This window comes from Streptomyces sp. NPDC001231, from assembly GCF_042896885.1.
In the GTDB taxonomy this organism is placed as follows: Bacteria; Actinomycetota; Actinomycetes; order Streptomycetales; family Streptomycetaceae; genus Streptomyces.
Genome location: NZ_JBIAXS010000017.1, coordinates 14964 through 31910, shown reverse-complemented (window position 1 = coordinate 31910; position 16947 = coordinate 14964). Strand labels below are relative to the sequence as shown.

Below are 16947 nucleotides of genomic sequence, written 5' to 3'. Positions count from 1 at the left end.
AAGGCGATCCCGCCCGAGGCGAAGGCCCCGGTCAACGCGAACGCCCCGTCCACAACCCGGTGCCCGGGTCCAGGACGGGGCGTCGTCGTTCGTGTCGGTTCCCCCGTACGCCCGCCCGCTAGCGGATCAGGCCTATACCGCCGAACTCCACCCATTCATGAGTGAGTTGACGAGGTGCCACCTCGGAGTCCGGCCGCCAGGTGGACACCTCCACCAGACCCGGCTCGAGAAGCTCCAGGCCCTCGAACCATTCGACGACGTCCTTCTCCTGACGCACCCGGCCCCAATGTCCCTGCGTGGCCTTGTCCATGAAGTCGGTGACGAAGGCCCGCACCTCGGGATCCTCGCTGACCAGCTGGCACATGAGCATGATGCTGCCGGGCGCGAGCCGTTCCCGTACCCGCTCCACCACGGCGAGCGGACCGTTGGCGTCACTGTCCGGGATGCAGTGGAAGACCGAGTTGAACAGCACGGCCACCGGCTGCGAGAAGTCGATCAGGCGCTGGGTCTCGGGGTGCGAGAAGATCTCGTCGGTCTGCCGCAGGTCGGCGTGTATGACCGCGGTGCGCTCGTCCTGCTGCAACAGGGCCCGGCCGTGGACCAGTACCATCGGGTCGTTGTCCACGTACACCACGTGCGACTCGGGGGCGACGCGCTGGGCGACCTGGTGCACGTTGTCCTGGGTGGGCAGACCGGAGCCGTGGTCCAGGAACTGCCGGATCCCGTGCTCCTCGGCGAGCGTGCGGACGGCCCGTTGCAGGAAGCGCCTGTTGTTCAGGGCGAGCCGGCGGGTGCTGGGGACGACCTTGTCGAGTTCCTCGCACGCGGACCGGTCGGCCGCGTAGTTGTCCTTGCCACCCAGGTAGTGGTCGTACATACGCGCAGCCGTCGGCACGTTCTCGTCAATGTTCGTGGACAGCTGGTTCTCCGCAGGCATCAGTCCCCCAGATTCGCCGATTCCACCGCGCCAACTGGGCCGGTCCGACTGAGAGTACATCCTAGGGAAGCCGCGTCTTCCCAAACCAGCCCGGGGACGAAGGACAGCCCGGGACGGCATCACGGTCTGTCCCGATCCTCACGAACTCTTCACCGGACGGCACTCATCATCCGCCCGGTACGGAGCACCCGGATCCTCTGTCGGACAAGGGGGTGTCATGGTCTTCGTCGCCGTTCTGCTGCTGCCGCTCGTGTCCGTGCTGCTGGCGGTCATGGACCGCGTGGAGGAACGGATGCTGGATCCGGCTCCGGCGCGGGGCCGCCATGCCGGGCGCCGCGCGCGTCTGCGGCTGCTCCCGGGTGGCCGCCGCGACACCGGGGCCGATGCCGGCCCGGTCGCGCCCGCACCGGGCCCGCCCGCCGACGACGAGCGGCGGCGGGTCGCCTGAGCCGGCGCGCGCCCAGGCCCGGCGGCCGTGCGCCGGGCCGCGCCCGCCAGGCCCGATCCGTGCCCGCTTTCGTCCGCGGGCTTGCTCGGGCACCCGGTTCCTGTGACACGCTCGGTGACGACCGGCCCGTACGGCCGGCCGTCACCCTGTCCGGCACAGTGGAGAGGCACCGGTATGCGCATCGGACTGCTCGGCACCGGCCCCTGGGCACGGATGGTCCACGCTCCCGCCCTGAGCGAACACGACGAGCTGGACTTCGCCGGCGTATGGGGACGACGCACGGCCGCCGCCAAGGATCTTGCCGAACGGCACGGCACGCACGCCTACGACGACCTCGACGCCCTGCTGGCGGAGGTGGACGCGGTCGCCGTCGCACTGCCCCCGCACGTGCAGGCCGACCTCGCGGTGCGGGCCGCGCGGGCCCACTGCCATCTGCTGCTCGACAAGCCGCTCGCCGCGACGGTGGAACAGGGCCGCGCGGTGGTCGGGGCCGTCCGGGAGACCGGCGTGGCCTCGGTGGTCTTCTTCACCACCCGCTTCCAGCCCGAACCGGAGGCCTGGATCGCCGAGCAGGCGGCCCGGGGGGACTGGTTCACGGCCCGCGCGCAGTGGCTGGGCGCCGTGTTCACCGGCGACAGCCCGTTCGCCGCCTCGCCGTGGCGGCGGAAGAAGGGCGCGCTGTGGGACGTCGGCCCGCACGCGCTGTCGGTGCTGTTGCCGGTCCTCGGCGACGTACGGCGTGTGACGGCCGCCGCGCACGGCCCCGGGGACACGGTGCACGCGGTCCTCGACCACGTGGGCGGCGCGTCCAGCACCCTCACTCTGAGCCTGACCGCTCCCCCGGCGGCGGCCGGGGCCACCGTGGAGCTGCGGGGCGAGGCCGGGGTGACCCTGCTCCCGGAGAGCTCCGAGGACGCCGTCGCCGCCTACGGCCGGGCGGCGGACGCGCTGATCGCCGCCGCGCGCACCGGGCGCCCGCACCCGTGCGACGCCGCGTTCGGCCTGCGGGTCACCGAGATACTCGCGGCGGCGGAGGCCGAGTTGGCGCGCGACGCGGACTGACTGTCCCTGCGGGCCGGGGCTTCCGGCGTGCGGGACCGGGTCCGGCGTAGCAGCGTGGTCATGTGGTGAAGCTGCTTGCCCCGGTCCGGCGCCGGGACCCGCACCGGCGCGGCTGGCTGCACGGCGCCCCGCCGCCCCGCTGGGTACGTGTGCTGCCGGTCGTGCTGGTCCTCTTCGTGTGCGCGGTCACGCTGCTGAGCCCGAACCCGCTCGACATCGGCTTCCTGCTCGGCGCGATACCGCCGCTCGCCGTGCTGTCGTACGGGCCGATGGCGACCGCGCTGCTGGGCTCCACGGTGGTGACCCTGCTGAGCGTGCCGGCCTTCCAGCTGAACCGGCCGGGCAACACGGACCTGGAGACCGTCACCTTCGTCGCCGTCCTGAGCGTGTTCCTGTCCTATGTGCGCAGCCGCCGGGACGCGCAGCTCGACCTGGAGCGCACGGTCGCGGAGGCCGCGCAGCGTGCCCTCGTCCCGCCGCTTCCAGCGCGGGTCGGTCCGGTGCGGTGCGCGGGCCTGTACCGGGCCGCGCAGCGCGGCACGCTGGTCGGCGGGGACTTCTTCGACGTGCGCCGGGCGCCCCAGGGGGTGCGGGCGGTCATGGGCGATGTGCAGGGGCACGGCCTGGCCGCCGTGTCCACCGTCGCCTCGCTGCTCGGCAGCTTCCGGGAGGCGGTGCTCGACCGGACGGATCTGCCGGGGGTGGCCGCCGCCCTGGACCGCCGGCTGGTGGTGGACTCGCAGGAGGTGCGGCACGCGGAGCTGTTCGCGACGGCCGTGCTGCTGGAGTTCGACGGGGACGCGCGATCGGTGCGGCTGGTGACCTGCGGCCATCCCCCGCCGGTGCTGCTGCGCGACGGGCACGCCGAGGAGGTCGGCCTCGTGCCGTGGACACCCCTCGGTCTCGGCCTGTCCGACGGCGTCCCGCAGCGCGGCGGACACGTCCTGCCCCTGCGCCGCGGTGATGTGCTGTTCCTCGCCTCCGACGGCGTCACCGAGGCCAGGGACGGGGCCGGTGTGTTCTACCCCCTGCTCGACCGGCTGCCCCGGCTCGCCGACGTCGACCCGGCCGAACTCGCCGACCACGTCATGGCCGACCTCCTCGCGCACTGCGGCACCCTCAGCGACGACGTGACGATGCTCGTGCTCGTGCCCCACCCGCCGGAGGACCGCTGAACCCCGACCGGGGGCGGGCCGCTCAGCCCACGTCCCACAGGAACCGGTGGGTGTGGATGCCGAAGTACGGGAACGACTGGACCTGCCGGACGCCCTCGATGGGACGGACCACGTCGTTGACGAAGTCCAGCAGGTCCCTCGGGCCGGGCGCGACCACCTCGGCGAACAGGTCGAAGCCGCCGGAGGTCAGCACCGAGTAGACCACCTCGGGGCGTCCGGCCAGTTCGTCGGCGACCGTCCGCGGGTCGCCGTCCACGCCGATGCCGAGCAGCGCCATGGCCTGTCCGCCCATGGCCATCGGATCGGTCACGCCGACCACCTGGACGGTCTTGGAGTCCAGCAGGCGCTGGAGCCGCTGGCGGGCGGCGGACGCGGACAGACCGACCTTGGGGCCGAGGTCCGCGTACGCGATACGTCCGTCGGTCTGCAACTCGCGCAGGATGGCCCGGTCGATCTCGTCCACGTGCGTCGCTCTCCTTCTCCGGCCGGATCGCCCCAGCGTAGGCCCTGCCGTCAGCCGTGCGGTTCGGCCAGGGCGGCGGTGAAGATCTCGGTGTGCGCGTCGACGTCCTGCTCGGTGGTGTCGGGGCACATCAGCGCCATGTTGTGGAACGGGGTGAGCAGGATGCCCCGGTTGGCCAGGTAGAGGTGGGGGAAGTCCTCCACCTCGGCGTCCGCGGCGGCGGCCGACTCGGTGCCGGTGCGGGGCGCCGGGGCGGCGAAGCGGTACTCGGAGCGGGCGCCGGGACGGCTCACCGACCAGGGCAGCCGGTGGGTGTCGATCCCTGCCTGGACGCCCGCCTCGAAGCGCTCGGACAGCTTCGCCATCCGGGCGAAGGCGTCGCCGGTGAGGACGTGTTCGAGCGTCGCGCGCGTCGCGGCGACCGACAGCGCCTTGCCGGCCAGGGTGCCGTCGACGCCGCCCATGTCCACCAGGTCCAGATCGGCGTGGCCGAGGAGCCGGTCGGCGAGGTCGGCGCAGAGCCCGTAGGCGCCGGCCGGGATGCCGCCGCCGATCGCCTTGCCGATGGTCAGCGGGTCGGGCTCCAGGTCCCAGGCGGCGGTGCAGCCGCCGGGTCCCGCGGAGAAGGTGTGCGTGCGTCTCGTCGTTGATGAGCGGCGCGCCGTACCGCCTGCTCAGCTCGCGTACGCCGGCCAGGTAGCCGGGCTCGGGCAGCACGATGCCGATGTTGGTGAGGGCCGGCTCCATGAGGACGGTGGCCACGTCGCCGTGGGCGAGTTCGCGCTCCAGCTGCTCCAGGTCGTTGAGCTCGGCGACGCGGCCGGTGAGGGTGACGTCGCAGGGCGCTCCGACGTTGCCCTCGCGGGCGGTGCCGTTTCCGTCCGGGCCGACGACGATGAGGGACTCGTCGACACTGCCGTGGTAGCAGTAGCTGTTCACGAGGATCATCGGGCGGCCGGTGACCGCGCGTGCGAGCCGGATAGCCCAGCGGTTGGCGTCGGTGGCGTCAGCGAGAAGCTCCACGGGCCAGGCCGAAGCGCCGGGTGAGTTCCGCGCCGACCCATTCGGCGTCCTCCGTGGGCAGCATCGCCGTCGCCCCGCCCAGCTCGGCGTACCGGCGCGCCACCGCCTCGGCCACGGGGGTGGGCGAGTGGCCCGCCATGGCGCCCGTGTCCCCCAGGCAGAAGTCGACGTACTCGTGACCGTCGGTGTCGGTGAGCCGGGCGCCCCGGGCCGAGTCCGGGGAGCGGGGCAAGGCGCCGGCGCTCTTGTTCATCCAGGTCATCGGCACCCGGCCGAAGAGGTGGTCGGCGCGGTCGCAGGCGGCCTTGGAACGGGGGTTGCGCCGCTCGGCCTCGGCGCTCTCACGGGCGAGCAGGTGGTGAAGGCGGGTGCGGTCCATGGCGTGTCCCGGTGATCGGCGGCGGTGGATTGCAGGGAACATACGATCGGATCACCTGCCACAGTGAGGTTGTGTTTCAGATTCACATGTCGCCACAACTGATTCATGCGTCGCCAGCTGCTCGGGTCCGCTTCGCCGTATGGCCGGCGCCCGTCTTGCCGACGGGGTTCGGGGGCCGTTCCATGGGCGTATGCGTCCCTGTGTAGCCGTCGCCGGGCCCGGAGAGGCCTCCGAGCGGGAGGCGGAACTCGCCCGGCGGGTGGGTGCGCTTCTGGCCCGGCGGGGAGCGGTCGTGGTGTGCGGGGGCCTGGGCGGGGTCATGGAGGCGTGCGCGTGGGGCGTGACGTCGGCGGGCGGCACGGTCGTCGGCCTGCTGCCGGGCCGGGACCGGGCCGCGGGGAACCCGCACCTGAGCCTCGCGGTGGCGACCGGCCTGGGCGAGCTGCGCAACGGGTTGCTCGTGAACACCTGCGACGCGCTCGTCGCGGTGGGCGGTGGCTGGGGCACGCTCAGCGAGGTGGCGCTGGCCCTGCGGGCGGGCAAGCCGGTCGCACTGCTGGAGAGCTGGGCCCTGCCGGACGCGCCGTCCGCCACGGGCGGGCTGCACGGGCCGGTCGAGGCGGCGACACCGGCGGAGGCCGTCGAGGCGGTCCTGCCCTCGGCCGAGCGACCTGAGGCCTGATTGAGCCTGACAGCCTGATTGAGCCTGATTGACCCTGAGACCCAAGCTCCCTGATGGTTCGCCAACTATCCTTTTTGGCCTGGCAATTCAGACACTTGACACGGAAACGAACGGTAACTGGGCAGTTTCGCAGAGAAGTTGTCGCCCACCGTGTGAGTTCGGTCGATGACAGCGTGTACGGTGCTCCGAACGCCTCGGGGCAGGGTCGCGGACCCGGCCCTTCCCGACGTCCTCTGGAACCGCCTCCCATGATCGAAATGCCGGACCTGGTGGCCGGTGGTCTCGCCGCCGGGACACTGTCCGCCCTCGCCCTCGGCGGCGGCCTGCTGCGATCCCGGCGCCGACAGGCCGTCCAACGCGACCGGATCGCCGCCCTGCTCCAGCAACTGGAGGAAACACAAGGGGCGTTGACCACCGAGGTGGCGCATCTGGCGGCGGAGCGGATCCCCGCCGCCGCCCGGCAGACGGCGCATCCGCACGTCGTCGTGCCCGGTCCGCTGGAGCCGGGGACCACCAGGACGCCGTTGGGCGTCGCGCTGGAGGGCGTCCTGAGCGCCCTGCGCACCGAACTCCTCGCCCAGCGCACCCGGATCGACTCCGCCGCCCAGGCCGGGATGCGCGGCGCCACCCGGGAGATCCAGGCCGCCCTGTACCGGCTGCAGGACGCCTTGCGCAGCCTGCAACAGCGTTACGACGACCCTGAGTTGGCGCAGACCCTGTTCACGCTCGACCACGAGAACGAGCAGTCGCTGCGCCGGGCGCAGGTCGCCGCGGTGGTGTGCGGGGCCTGGGTCGGGCTGGCGCGTGAGGAGTCGCACCTGGTCGACGCGGTGACCGGCGGCCAGGCCCGGCTCGCCGGCTACCACCGGGTGCGGGTGCACAACCATCTCCAGGAGGGCACCGCGCTCGTCTCGCACGCCGTGGAGCCGGTCGCCCTCATCGTGGCCGAACTCCTGGACAACGCCCTGCGCCACTCGGCGCCCGACACCGACGTCCTGGTCAACCTGGAACACGTCCACCACGGGGTCTGCGTCACCGTCGACGACGCGGGTCTGGGCATGACGCAGGACGAACGAGCCCGCGCGCAGCGGCTGGTGGCCGGCGGCGAGCCGATCCTGCTGACCGATCTCGGGGACCCGCCGCGCATGGGGCTCGCCGCGATCGGGCAGCTCACCCGGCAGTTCGACCTGGGCGTCGACGTGTCCTCGCCCTCGCCCTACGGAGGAGTGCGCGCGGTCCTGCGGGTCGCGAGCCATCTGCTCACCCGTATCGACCCGGCCGAGAGGCCGCCGGCGGCCAGCGCGCCCCGCTCGACCCTGAAACCCGTCGCGCCGGACCAGGCCACGGATCCGCACCACGAGGCGAGCGCGCGGCCCGCGTCCCCTCCCCGGCACGGCCGGACCGCGCCGCGGGAGACCGCGGCGGAGCACCGCCAGGCCCCGGCGCCGGACCGTGCGGACACCGCGCACCGCCAGGCCCCGGCGCCGGACCGTGCGGACACCGCGCACTCCCACGGCACGGAACAGGGCGGCGAGCCGCAGCCCGCCGCCCCGGCCGGTGGGGCTCCGCGCGGCACGGGCGGAGGTCTGCCGCAGCGACGCCGTCGCTCCCGCCATGCCGCGCCGCCCGCGACGGCGTCGGGACCACCCCTCACGGCGCGCACGCCGGAGGAGGCCGCTGCCGTGCTCGGCGGTCTTCAGTCCGCCACGGCGGCGGCCCGCGGCGCCGCCGACCCGACGGCCGCGCACGCCGGGGCCGGACCCGCGGCACGGACACGGGTGACCGACGGCGGCGGACCCGCCGGGGGAAAGCCCGCGAACACCGGGAGCCGAACCGCCGGAGGGTGGTCGGCGCCCGAGGGAGCCGAGCCCGCCGCACACGAACGCCCCGGCACCGACGGCGGAACCGCCCCACGGGAACCCGGGGAAGCCGAGCCCTGGTCCGCCACGGCGAAGACACCGGACTCCCGCACCCCGTCCGGCGGGACGGACTCGGCACGGGACGGGGCGGGGGACGCCGGGCCGAAACGCCGGGGCGGCCCGAGCGCGGCGGGGGGCCCGCGCGACGCGGGCGCAGTCGAGAACGAACACAACGACCATGAAAAGGGAGCGGCTCGATGACCAGCCGTCAGGCAGGCGACACGGCATGGGTGCTGGACCCGATCCTCGAGGTGCCGCATGTCGTGGCCGCCGTCCTGCTCACCCGCGACGGACTCGCCACCGGGTACACCGACGCGCTCTCGCAGCCCTCGGCGGAGCGGGTGGCCGCCATCACCAGCACCGTGCAGGGCGCGTGCCGCACCGCGGCGGCGGCGTTCGCGGACCAGGACAGGGCCGAGGTGCGGCAGGTGGTCGTCGAGTCCGACCACGGCTACGTCCTGATCGTCCCCACCGACCACGGCACGTGTGTCGCCGCGTACGGGGATCCGGAGGTTCGCCTGGATCTTCTGGCGCACCGCGTCCACTCCCAGGTGGCGCGGATGGGCGAGAAGGCGATGGCCGCCGCGACCCGAGGATCCGACGGCGGCGCGCCGGCATGACCGGCCGCCGTGGCGGCCGTCCCCTGGTTCCCGCGTACCTGTCGACCGGCGGCGTGGCCCGGCCCAGCCGGCCGCACCTGGAGCGCCTGTCGGTGCTCACCGCCGTCGGCGGGTCCGCGCCGGCGGGCCTGCCGGCCGCCCAACTGGCCCTGCTGGACGTCCTGGACGACGGTTCGCTGACGGTGGTGGAGGCGGCGGCGCTGCTCGAACTGCCGGTCTCCGCCCTCCGCGTGCTGGCCGGCGACCTGATCGACCGGAACCTGGTGCTGGCGCGCGCGCCGATCCCGCCCGCCGAACGGTTCGACCCCGACCTGCTGAAGAGAGTGGCCGATGGCCTCCGCGCCCTCAAGCACTAGCGGCATCCACCTGCCCGACACCGCCCGCGACCTGGTGAAAATCATCGTCGCGGGCCCGTTCGGAGTGGGCAAGACGACCCTCATCGACTCCGTCTCCGAGATCCGCCCGCTGCACACCGAGGAAACCCTGTCCGAGGCGTCCGCGCGGGTGGACGACCTCGCCGGAGTCCGGGAGAAGGCGACCACCACGGTCGCCATCGACTTCGGGCGGATCAGCCTGCCCGGCGGGATCGTGCTGTACCTGTTCGGCACGCCCGGACAGGAACGGTTCCGCCCGCTGTGGGACGACATCACCCACGGCGCCCTGGGGGCGCTCGTACTCGTGGACAGCCGCCGTATCGACGCCTCGTTCGACGTGCTCGGACTGGTGGAGGAGAGCGGGCTGCCGTACGCGGTGGCCTTCAACGCGTTTCCCGACTCGCCGAGCCACTACAGCGACGAGGAGTTGCGCGCGGCTCTGGACCTGGAGCCCGCCACCCCGATGGTGACGTGCGACGCCCGGGACGCCGACTCCTCGATCGACGCGCTGCTCGCTCTGGTCCAGTATCTGATCGACCATCCCTCGGAGCGCCGGTGACCACCCACTCCCCCGCCCGGCGGGCCTTCTCGCACTCGGCTCCGGTACGGCTGTGGGAGGACGGTTTCGCCCTGGACCCCCACCGCTACTACGCCGCCCTGCGCGCCCAGGGCCCGCTGGGCTGGGCCGAACTCGCGCCCGGCGTACCCGCGTACGTCGTCACGGACCGGCGGGCCGCCCTGGACCTGCTGCACGACACCGAGTCGTTCTCGCACGACCCGCGGCCGTGGGAGGCGACCGTCCCCGACGACTCGCCGGTGCTCGGCATGATGCGCTGGCGGCCGAACACCCTGTTCGCCGACGGCGCCGCCCATGTCCGCTACCGCACCTCGCTGATCGACACCTTCGACCGCCTCGAACCGCACGACCTGCGGGCACGGGTGCACCGGGCGGTGCGCCTGCTGGTGGGCCGGGTCGGGCCGCGCGGCGAGGCCGACCTGGTCGCCGACTTCGCGCGCCCGCTGATGGCGCTCGTGTTCAACAGCTTGTTCGGGCTGCCGGAAGACGCGAGCGACCGCCTGAACGAGGCGCTGGGCAAGATGATGGAGGGCGGCGACCAGGCGGCCGAGGGCGAGGCCGAGTACGCCGGGTACGTCCTGGAGCTGATCGCCGCGAAGACCGAACGGCGCGGCGACGACCTGCCGAGCCTGCTGCTCGACCACCCGGCGGGGCTCAGCCCGGAGGAGGTCACCTGGCAGGTCTTCCTCACTCTCGGCGCGGGCCACGAGCCGACCGCGAACCTGGTGTCCAACGCGCTGTCCCGGATCCTCGGCAACCCCGACTACTACTCCACCCTGACCAGCGGCGCCCGTCCGGTGATGGACGCCGTGGTGGAGGTGCTGCACCACGAGACCCCACTGGCCAACTACGGCATCCACTTCGCGCGCCGGTCCATGACCTTCCACGGGGTCTGGATCCGGGCCGCCGTACCGGTCGTGATCTCGTACGGGGCGCTCGCCCACTTCGCCGAGCGGGAGGCGACCGGTGGCCGCCACCCCAAGGACGCCTCGCACCTCTCGTGGTCTGCCGGTCCGCACGCCTGTCCGGTCAAGCAGCCCACACTGCTCATCGCGACCGAGGCGATCGAGCGGCTCACCCAGTGGCTGCCCGACCTGGAGCCGGTCCAGCCCCGCGATCAACTGACCTGGCGGCCCGGCCCGTTCCACCGCTCGCTGACGTCCCTGCCCGTGCGGTTCAGCCCCCGCTCCCCCGATCAGCCTGGAGAGTCACCGTGACCGTGACCGACCGTATCGCCCTCGACCCGTTCGGGGCCGACATCGCCGCCGAGAGCGCCCGCCTGCGCGCTCTCGGCCCGATCGTGCCCGTCGAACTGCCCGGCGGCATCCCCGCCTGGGCGCCCACGGGCTACGACACCCTCAAGGAGCTGATCCTCGATCCGCGGGTGAGCAAGGACCCGCGCAAGCACTGGAGGCAGTGGCCGGAGGTCGGCCGGAACCCCTCGTGGGGCTGGATCCTCGGCTGGGTGGGTGTGGTGAACATGCTGTCGACGTACGGCCCCGACCACGCGCGGCTGCGCAAGCTGGTGGCGCCGAGCTTCACGCACCGGCGCACCGAGGCGATGCGGTCCCGGGTGGAGGCGATCACGGCGGAGCTGCTGGAGGAGCTGGCGGCCGCCGGGGCGCGGGGTGAGACGGTGGACCTCCGGCAGGGGTTCGCGCATCCGCTGCCGATGCGGATGATCTGCGAGCTGTTCGGTGTGCCGGACGAACTGCGGGAGGACACCTCGCGGCTGGTCGCGGCCATCATGGACACCTCCGATCCGAGCCCGGAGCACACCGCGTTCGTGCAGGGGCAGATCGGTGCGGTGCTGGGCGGGCTGATCGCCCACAAGCGCGAGCACCCGGGCGACGACATGACCACCGAGCTGATCCGGGTCCGGGACGAGGACGGGGACCGGCTCAGCGACGAGGAACTGCTCTACACGCTGCTGCTGGTGATCGGCGCCGGTTTCGAGACCACCGTCAACCTCATCGGCAACGCGATCGTCGCGCTGCTCACCCGCCCCGGGCAGGTGGAGGCGGTGCGTGGCGGGAAGACCGGCTGGGACGCGGTCGTCGACGAGACGCTGCGCGTGCACCCGTCCATCGCGTCGCTGCCCCTGCGGTTCGCGGTGAGCGACCTGACCGTCGGGGACGTCACCGTCCCGGCGGGGGACGCGATCATCACGACCTACGCCGCCGCCGGGCTGGACCCGGCGCACTACGGCCCGGACGCCGACGTCTTCGACGCCGCGCGAGGTGCCGACGACCACCTCGGGTTCGGCATCGGCGTGCACCGGTGCATCGGGGCGCCGCTGGCCCGTATGGAGGCCCTGACCGCGCTGCCCGCGCTCTTCGACCGCTTCCCCGGTCTGCGTCTGGCCGTCGGCACGGAGGAACTGCGCCAGGTGCCGTCCTTCATCGCCTTCGGCTGGCAGGAGGTGCCGGTGCGACTGGACGGCTGAGTGCCGGGCGTTCCCGCGGCGGCGGGACGCGACGCTCAGCGGCGGGACGCGGTGCTCGGCGGCGGGCCGCGACGCTCGGCGGCGGGCCGCGGCGCGGAGTTCGCCGTGCGCGGGCGCCGTGCGGTGCGCTGACCTGCGCCCGGGCGCCCGACGGCACGGGACCGGTCCCCCGTTCCGGTCCCGTGTCCGCGGCTCGTCGAACCTATGTGTACAGGACAGCCGTTGGGTACCGCGCCGGTGCCCCTTCGGCCCGGCGGAGGGCTCACCCGTGCACAAGTGAGTCCGGAATGCCCGCCTTCACTCCGCGCCGAGGGCGGGCGGTCGGAGGTCGCCCACCGCCACATGGGCCAGGACGACCTCGTACAGGTCGCTGCCGGCGGCGAGGAGCTGGCGTTCCAGGACGGGCTCCACCCCGCGGACGTGCTCGCGGACGGTCTGCGCGTGCATGCCGAGCAGTTGCGCGGCGCGCTCGGCGTTTCCGCCGGCGGTGATCCAGGTGCGCAGGGTGCCGCGCAGGTCTCGCGCGTCCGCACCCAGACGGCCGAGGAGCTCGCGTGCCCAGGTGCGCAGCGCGGGGCCGGTCAGCAGGTCGCCGAGGCGTACCGAGCCCGTCCGCGGCGCCGGGCCGACGGCCGGCTGGTCGTCCAGGCCGGCCTGGGTGTTCAGGGCGAGGTGGACGGCGGCCCGGTCGGTCAGGCTGCCGAAGTCCGCGCCGACCAGTCCCTCCACCCGCTCCATACGGGCCCGTACCGTGTTGCGGCTCACCCCGAGGACCTTCGCCGCGCTGACGGCGGTGAACTCCAGGCCCAGGCGGGTGGTGGCGAGCAGTTCGGCGCGCGTGTGGTGCGCCAGTGCGTCCAGCGGCCGCAGCAGCCGGGCGGACCAGGCGCGCAGCGCCTCGGGGTCCATCAGGCGCTCGGGGTGGCTGCGTTCGGCGTACACGGCGGCCCCCTCCGGACGGAACCGGGCGACCGCGAGGGCGCTGACGGCCTGCCCGTACGCGGTGGCGGTCCGGGCCAGGCCGTGCCGGGTGCTGCCGCCGAGGAAGGTGCGCGGCCGCGCGCCGACCAGCGAGCGCAGGTTGCGGCCGTCGGTCTCCAGCGGCGCGAGCACGATCACGTGCTCGTCCACCGCCGGGCAGAGCACCACCAGGGCTCGTTCCCCGGTGGCGTCCCGGCATTCGGCGGCCAGCAGGTGCCGTTCGTCGCGGCGGGTCTCGACGACGTAGACCCAGGCGGCGTCCGTGTCGAGCAGTCCGGGCCACAGGCCCGCGGCCACTCGGCGGGCCGAGACGGTGTCCTCCACCATCAGCAGTTGCAGGATCGCCAGCCGCAAGGCCGCGGTCGCCTTTTCGAGCCGGTGCCCGGCGACGGTCGACTCGTGGGCCCGCAGCAGCAGTTCGAGCACTCCGGCGGTGTGGGTGACCATCTCGGCGGCCTGCCGGTCGAAGGGCTCGGCGCGGGAGACTGCCAGGACCCGGGCCGACTGCGGACGCGGGCCTCCCACGCGCACCAGGCGGACGTGGTGTCCCCGGTCCTCCAGCGCGGCGGAGGCGAACCGGCCGGCGACGACGTCCTCGACCACGTTCCCGTCCAGGGCCACCGGCTCCCCTGCCAGCAGGGTGCCGGTGCCGTCCAACAGGCAGCCGGTTCCGTGCACGGACGCGGCGAGCCAGGCGACGACCTTGCGCACGTCCCGTCCGGTCGGTCGCAGTTGGTCGAGGAGTTCCTCGGCCCAGGACTCCCGGTCGTCCCGTCCCGGTGCTCCGGCGGTCCCGTCCTCTCGCCCGGCCATGTCGGCCCTCTCCTCATCCGTCGCCTGTCCGTGGCCTTGACCTCGGCGTTTCCGGTCTTGGACGTTACCAGGCAGTGCCCCTTCACTCCGGCCCCGGGCACACCGCACGATCGGACGAGCGGTCAGGAAGGCGGCTTCACCGGTGGTTCACGGGGGGAGTGAACAACCGGCGAAGCCACCGCGCCCGAGGCCGGGGGGGACGGCTCCCGAGCGACACGTGAACCCTGCTTCCCCCGTTCCCGGTAAGTACGCCTACGAATTCGAAGCGGGTACGACTCCGCCGGCACGGGGCAGCTTGACGGGACGCCGAGGTACCGGACACGAGGCGGGCGGACGCCGGGCACGGCTCGGCGGGGTGACACGGTGGGGGGCTGCCCAGCCCACCGGTGCGGCCCAACCCGCGCGAGCGGCACAGCGGGTACAGCGACGCGGCCCAGTGCGGGCAACAGCACGGAGAGCCCAGCCCGGCCGGTGCCGCCCCCGCGGCCCGCGCGGGGGCGGCGGGACAGAGCAGCACCGTGCAGACAGCACAGGCAGCTCGGCGCAGGCGCCGCCGCGCAATCGGCACAGCCACCGCCGACACCGCAGCACCAGCGACAGAACACAGGGCGGACGGCGGCCCGCCGCCCTGGCGCAGTGCGAGCGCCGGGGCGCGAGCGGCGCGCGCAGTCAACCACCGCCTGCACGATGCAACGCCACTGGGCGCGGCGGGCCCGGCGCGGCCCCCGCAGCCCGCGCGAGCGGCACCGCTCCGTGCAGGGGGCGCCGGCGGCGCGGTGTTGACCGGGCGTGGGGCCTGCGGCCGGGGCGTTGTCGGGTGCGGGTGGGTCACGGAGTGGTGGGGCGGCGCGCAGGGGCTGTTGGCAAGGGCCTGCGTCGTGGTGGGTGTGGTTCGGCATAAGCTCGGCGGATGGCGAAGTATTTCGACGTGCACCCCGACAATCCGCAGCCGCGCGCGATCCGTCAGGTCGCGGACAGCGTGCGCGACGGCGCGCTGATCGCGTATCCGACCGACTCGTGCTACGCCCTGGGCTGCCGGCTGGGCAGCCGGGACGGTACCGAGCGGATCCGGACGATCCGGCAGCTGGACGACCGGCACCACTTCACCCTGATGTGCCAGGACTTCGCGCAGCTCGGCCAGTTCGTACGGATCGACAACGACGTCTTCCGGGCCATCAAGGCGTCCACGCCCGGAAGTTACACCTTCATCCTCCCCGCCACGAGGGAGGTACCGCGCATGTTGCAGCACCCCAAGAAGAAGACTGTCGGGGTGCGCATCCCCGACCACGTCGTCACCCAGGCCCTGCTCACGGAACTCGGCGAGCCGCTGTTGTCCAGCACGTTGTTGCTGCCCGACGAGGAGGAGCCGATGACGCAGGGCTGGGAGATCAAGGACCGGCTCGACCACGTGCTGGACGCGGTGGTCGACTCCGGCGACTGCGGCACCGAGCCGACCACGGTCATCGACTTCTCCGGCGGCGAGGCGGAGATCGTACGGCGGGGAGCGGGCGACACCTCACGGTTCGAGTGAGGGACCCGGCGCGAACGGCGGGCGGCCAGAGGCGACGGGCGTCCGCCACCGCCGCGAAGTGCCCCGGGCGTGCCGCACAACAGGGCTTTGATTGACATGTACGCACCCTAGGCGGGATTCTGAGAGCGCTCTCACTTCAGGTACGGACCAACCAACTCCGTATCCCCCCCAACCCCCCACGGAGGTGGAGCATGCTCAGCAGACTCAAGGTGCTCGCGACGACAGGGGCGACGGCCCTCGTCGGCGCGCTGCTCGGATTCGGTGCCCCCGCCCCGGCCGAGGCGGCGGTGCCCGACACGATCCCGCTGGAGGTGACCAACAACTCGGCCCGCGGCGAGCAGCTGTACATCTACGACATCGGCACGTCCCTGGCGACCGGTCAGCAGGGCTGGGCCGACGCGAACGGCGCCTTCCACCCGTGGCCGGCGGGCGGGAACCCGCCGACTCCCGCACCCGACGCCTCGATCACCGGACCGGCCGCAGGACAGTCGGCGACCATCCGGATCCCCAAGTTCTCCGGGCGGATCTACTTCTCCTACGGCCGGAAACTCGACTTCAGGCTGACCACGGGCGGACTGGTCCAGCCCGCCGTGCAGAACCCGAGCGACCCCAACCACGACATCCTCTTCAACTGGTCCGAGTACACACTGAACGACGCCGGGCTGTGGCTCAACAGCACCCAGGTGGACATGTTCTCGGTGCCGTACTCGGTGGGTGTCCGGCGCGCCGACGGAAGCACCGTCAGCACCGGCCGCCTCAAACCGGGCGGCTACCACGCCGTGTTCGACGCCCTGCGCGCGCAGCCCGGCGGCTGGGGCGGTCTGATCCAGACCCGGTCCGACGGCACCGTGCTGCGAGCGCTCTCACCGGGGCACGGCATGGAGAACGGCGCCCTGCCGGGCGGCGTGATGGACGACTACGTCAACCGGGTCTGGCAGAAGTACGCCGGCAACACGCTCACCGTCACCCCGTTCGGGGACCAGCCCGGCACCCGCTACTACGGCCGGGTCTCGGGCGACGTCATGAACTTCACCGACGCCTCGGGCGCCGTCGTCACCAGCTTCCAGAAGCCGGACGCCGACAGCGTCTTCGGCTGCCACAAACGGCTGGACGCCCCGAACGACGCGGTACGCGGTCCCATCTCCCGCACGCTGTGCGCCGCGTTCAACCGGTCCACGCTCCTGGTGAACCCCGACCAGCCGGACGCCACGGCGGCGAACTTCTACCAGGACTCGGTGACCAACCACTACGCGCGGATCATCCATGACCGGATGGCCGACTCCAAGGCCTACGCGTTCGCCTTCGACGACGTCGGCAACCAGGAGTCCCTGGTCCACGACGGCGATCCGAAGCAGGCCTACCTCACCCTCGATCCCCTGGATTAGCAAGCGGGTTGGCCATGGAGGGGTGCGGCGCGCGCGCGCCCGGCCCCCCACCGAAGCCCCCCCCGATCGTTTTTTAGGGGGGCCCCCGGTGTTGCTCCGCACCCGCAAACCTCGAAAGCGGCCGCGGGGCGG

17 protein-coding genes and 1 pseudogene are annotated in these 16947 nt (G+C 73.2%); 12 read left to right on the top strand and 6 right to left on the bottom strand.

The window, feature by feature from the left end; genetic code table 11:
• Nucleotides 1-118: 118 nt before the first annotated feature.
• Complete coding sequence (locus ACFY3J_RS21320) at nucleotides 119-937, bottom strand: SAM-dependent methyltransferase (protein WP_384182111.1); 819 nt, start codon at nucleotides 935-937, stop codon at nucleotides 119-121.
• A 217-nt stretch (nucleotides 938-1154) separates the two neighbouring features.
• Here ACFY3J_RS21320 and ACFY3J_RS21315 point away from each other — a divergent pair, with 217 nt between their 5' ends.
• The 3 genes from ACFY3J_RS21315 to ACFY3J_RS21305 all read left to right on the top strand — a co-directional run bounded on the left by ACFY3J_RS21315 (nucleotide 1155) and on the right by ACFY3J_RS21305 (nucleotide 3622).
• Nucleotides 1155-1385 carry a hypothetical protein gene (locus ACFY3J_RS21315; protein WP_384182114.1) on the top strand — a complete coding sequence of 77 codons (231 nt, stop codon included), beginning with the start codon at nucleotides 1155-1157 and terminating at the stop codon, nucleotides 1383-1385.
• 174 nt (nucleotides 1386-1559) lie between these two features.
• Nucleotides 1560-2447: a Gfo/Idh/MocA family protein gene (locus tag ACFY3J_RS21310; protein ID WP_384182117.1), complete on the top strand. Its 888-nt coding sequence runs from the start codon at nucleotides 1560-1562 to the stop codon at nucleotides 2445-2447.
• 62 nt (nucleotides 2448-2509) lie between these two features.
• Nucleotides 2510-3622, top strand: a complete 1113-nt coding sequence (locus tag ACFY3J_RS21305) for a PP2C family protein-serine/threonine phosphatase (RefSeq protein WP_384182120.1) — start codon at nucleotides 2510-2512, stop codon at nucleotides 3620-3622.
• Nucleotides 3623-3644: 22 nt separating this feature from the next.
• Here ACFY3J_RS21305 and ACFY3J_RS21300 read toward each other — a convergent pair whose 3' ends face one another.
• The 4 genes and pseudogenes from ACFY3J_RS21300 to ACFY3J_RS21285 all read right to left on the bottom strand — a co-directional run bounded on the left by ACFY3J_RS21300 (nucleotide 3645) and on the right by ACFY3J_RS21285 (nucleotide 5487).
• Nucleotides 3645-4085: an Lrp/AsnC family transcriptional regulator gene (locus ACFY3J_RS21300; protein ID WP_384182210.1), complete on the bottom strand. Its 441-nt coding sequence runs from the start codon at nucleotides 4083-4085 to the stop codon at nucleotides 3645-3647.
• A 50-nt stretch (nucleotides 4086-4135) separates the two neighbouring features.
• A complete protein-coding gene (locus ACFY3J_RS21295) occupies nucleotides 4136-4549 on the bottom strand; it encodes a hypothetical protein (RefSeq protein ID WP_384182216.1) in 414 nt (137 codons plus the stop codon).
• Between the two features lie 232 nt (nucleotides 4550-4781).
• A pseudogene (locus ACFY3J_RS21290) lies at nucleotides 4782-5033 on the bottom strand (aspartate aminotransferase family protein); the annotation flags it as partial.
• Between the two features lie 58 nt (nucleotides 5034-5091).
• Entirely contained in the window at nucleotides 5092-5487 is a 396-nt protein-coding gene (locus tag ACFY3J_RS21285) for a hypothetical protein (protein ID WP_390841483.1), read from the bottom strand.
• A 190-nt stretch (nucleotides 5488-5677) separates the two neighbouring features.
• Here ACFY3J_RS21285 and ACFY3J_RS21280 point away from each other — a divergent pair, with 190 nt between their 5' ends.
• From ACFY3J_RS21280 to ACFY3J_RS21250, 7 genes are all read left to right on the top strand, one after another.
• Nucleotides 5678-6169 carry a TIGR00725 family protein gene (locus ACFY3J_RS21280; RefSeq protein WP_390841482.1) on the top strand — a complete coding sequence of 164 codons (492 nt, stop codon included), beginning with the start codon at nucleotides 5678-5680 and terminating at the stop codon, nucleotides 6167-6169.
• Nucleotides 6170-6417: 248 nt separating this feature from the next.
• Nucleotides 6418-8289: an ATP-binding protein gene (locus ACFY3J_RS21275; protein ID WP_390841481.1), complete on the top strand. Its 1872-nt coding sequence runs from the start codon at nucleotides 6418-6420 to the stop codon at nucleotides 8287-8289.
• A complete protein-coding gene (locus tag ACFY3J_RS21270; RefSeq protein ID WP_225079441.1) occupies nucleotides 8286-8708 on the top strand; it encodes a roadblock/LC7 domain-containing protein in 423 nt (140 codons plus the stop codon). The genes ACFY3J_RS21275 and ACFY3J_RS21270 overlap by 4 nt, the downstream gene beginning before the upstream one ends.
• Nucleotides 8705-9064, top strand: coding sequence for a DUF742 domain-containing protein (locus ACFY3J_RS21265; protein ID WP_384182134.1), 360 nt, complete (start codon nucleotides 8705-8707; stop codon nucleotides 9062-9064). The genes ACFY3J_RS21270 and ACFY3J_RS21265 overlap by 4 nt, the downstream gene beginning before the upstream one ends.
• Complete coding sequence (locus ACFY3J_RS21260; protein WP_225079439.1) at nucleotides 9039-9641, top strand: ATP/GTP-binding protein; 603 nt, start codon at nucleotides 9039-9041, stop codon at nucleotides 9639-9641. Before ACFY3J_RS21265 ends, ACFY3J_RS21260 begins: the two co-directional genes overlap by 26 nt.
• Nucleotides 9638-10876: a cytochrome P450 gene (locus ACFY3J_RS21255; protein ID WP_384182137.1), complete on the top strand. Its 1239-nt coding sequence runs from the start codon at nucleotides 9638-9640 to the stop codon at nucleotides 10874-10876. Before ACFY3J_RS21260 ends, ACFY3J_RS21255 begins: the two co-directional genes overlap by 4 nt.
• On the top strand, nucleotides 10873-12105 hold the full coding sequence (locus tag ACFY3J_RS21250; protein WP_384182140.1) for a cytochrome P450: 1233 nt from the start codon (nucleotides 10873-10875) through the stop codon (nucleotides 12103-12105). Before ACFY3J_RS21255 ends, ACFY3J_RS21250 begins: the two co-directional genes overlap by 4 nt.
• A 297-nt stretch (nucleotides 12106-12402) precedes the next feature.
• Here the strand turns inward: ACFY3J_RS21250 and ACFY3J_RS21245 are convergent, their stop codons facing one another.
• Nucleotides 12403-13899 (bottom strand): helix-turn-helix domain-containing protein, encoded by a 1497-nt coding sequence (locus tag ACFY3J_RS21245; RefSeq protein WP_390841480.1) that lies wholly within the window; start codon nucleotides 13897-13899, stop codon nucleotides 12403-12405.
• Between the two features lie 910 nt (nucleotides 13900-14809).
• On the opposite strand from ACFY3J_RS21245, the gene ACFY3J_RS21240 reads away from it, so the two are divergent.
• A complete protein-coding gene (locus tag ACFY3J_RS21240; protein ID WP_384182146.1) occupies nucleotides 14810-15430 on the top strand; it encodes an L-threonylcarbamoyladenylate synthase in 621 nt (206 codons plus the stop codon).
• A 191-nt stretch (nucleotides 15431-15621) separates the two neighbouring features.
• Nucleotides 15622-16815 carry a glycoside hydrolase family 64 protein gene (locus ACFY3J_RS21235; RefSeq protein WP_390841479.1) on the top strand — a complete coding sequence of 398 codons (1194 nt, stop codon included), beginning with the start codon at nucleotides 15622-15624 and terminating at the stop codon, nucleotides 16813-16815.
• Nucleotides 16816-16947: the final 132 nt, after the last annotated feature.

Coding starts and splice junctions, on each gene's coding strand:
- ACFY3J_RS21320 (WP_384182111.1), bottom strand. CDS start 937: ATGCCTGCGGAGAACCAGCTGTCCACGAACATTGACGAGAACGTGCCG.
- ACFY3J_RS21315 (WP_384182114.1), top strand. CDS start 1,155: ATGGTCTTCGTCGCCGTTCTGCTGCTGCCGCTCGTGTCCGTGCTGCTG.
- ACFY3J_RS21310 (WP_384182117.1), top strand. CDS start 1,560: ATGCGCATCGGACTGCTCGGCACCGGCCCCTGGGCACGGATGGTCCAC.
- ACFY3J_RS21295 (WP_384182216.1), bottom strand. CDS start 4,549: ATGGGCGGCGTCGACGGCACCCTGGCCGGCAAGGCGCTGTCGGTCGCC.
- ACFY3J_RS21285 (WP_390841483.1), bottom strand. CDS start 5,487: ATGGACCGCACCCGCCTTCACCACCTGCTCGCCCGTGAGAGCGCCGAG.
- ACFY3J_RS21280 (WP_390841482.1), top strand. CDS start 5,678: ATGCGTCCCTGTGTAGCCGTCGCCGGGCCCGGAGAGGCCTCCGAGCGG.
- ACFY3J_RS21275 (WP_390841481.1), top strand. CDS start 6,418: ATGATCGAAATGCCGGACCTGGTGGCCGGTGGTCTCGCCGCCGGGACA.
- ACFY3J_RS21270 (WP_225079441.1), top strand. CDS start 8,286: ATGACCAGCCGTCAGGCAGGCGACACGGCATGGGTGCTGGACCCGATC.
- ACFY3J_RS21265 (WP_384182134.1), top strand. CDS start 8,705: ATGACCGGCCGCCGTGGCGGCCGTCCCCTGGTTCCCGCGTACCTGTCG.
- ACFY3J_RS21260 (WP_225079439.1), top strand. CDS start 9,039: ATGGCCTCCGCGCCCTCAAGCACTAGCGGCATCCACCTGCCCGACACC.
- ACFY3J_RS21245 (WP_390841480.1), bottom strand. CDS start 13,899: ATGGCCGGGCGAGAGGACGGGACCGCCGGAGCACCGGGACGGGACGAC.
- ACFY3J_RS21240 (WP_384182146.1), top strand. CDS start 14,810: ATGGCGAAGTATTTCGACGTGCACCCCGACAATCCGCAGCCGCGCGCG.
- ACFY3J_RS21235 (WP_390841479.1), top strand. CDS start 15,622: ATGCTCAGCAGACTCAAGGTGCTCGCGACGACAGGGGCGACGGCCCTC.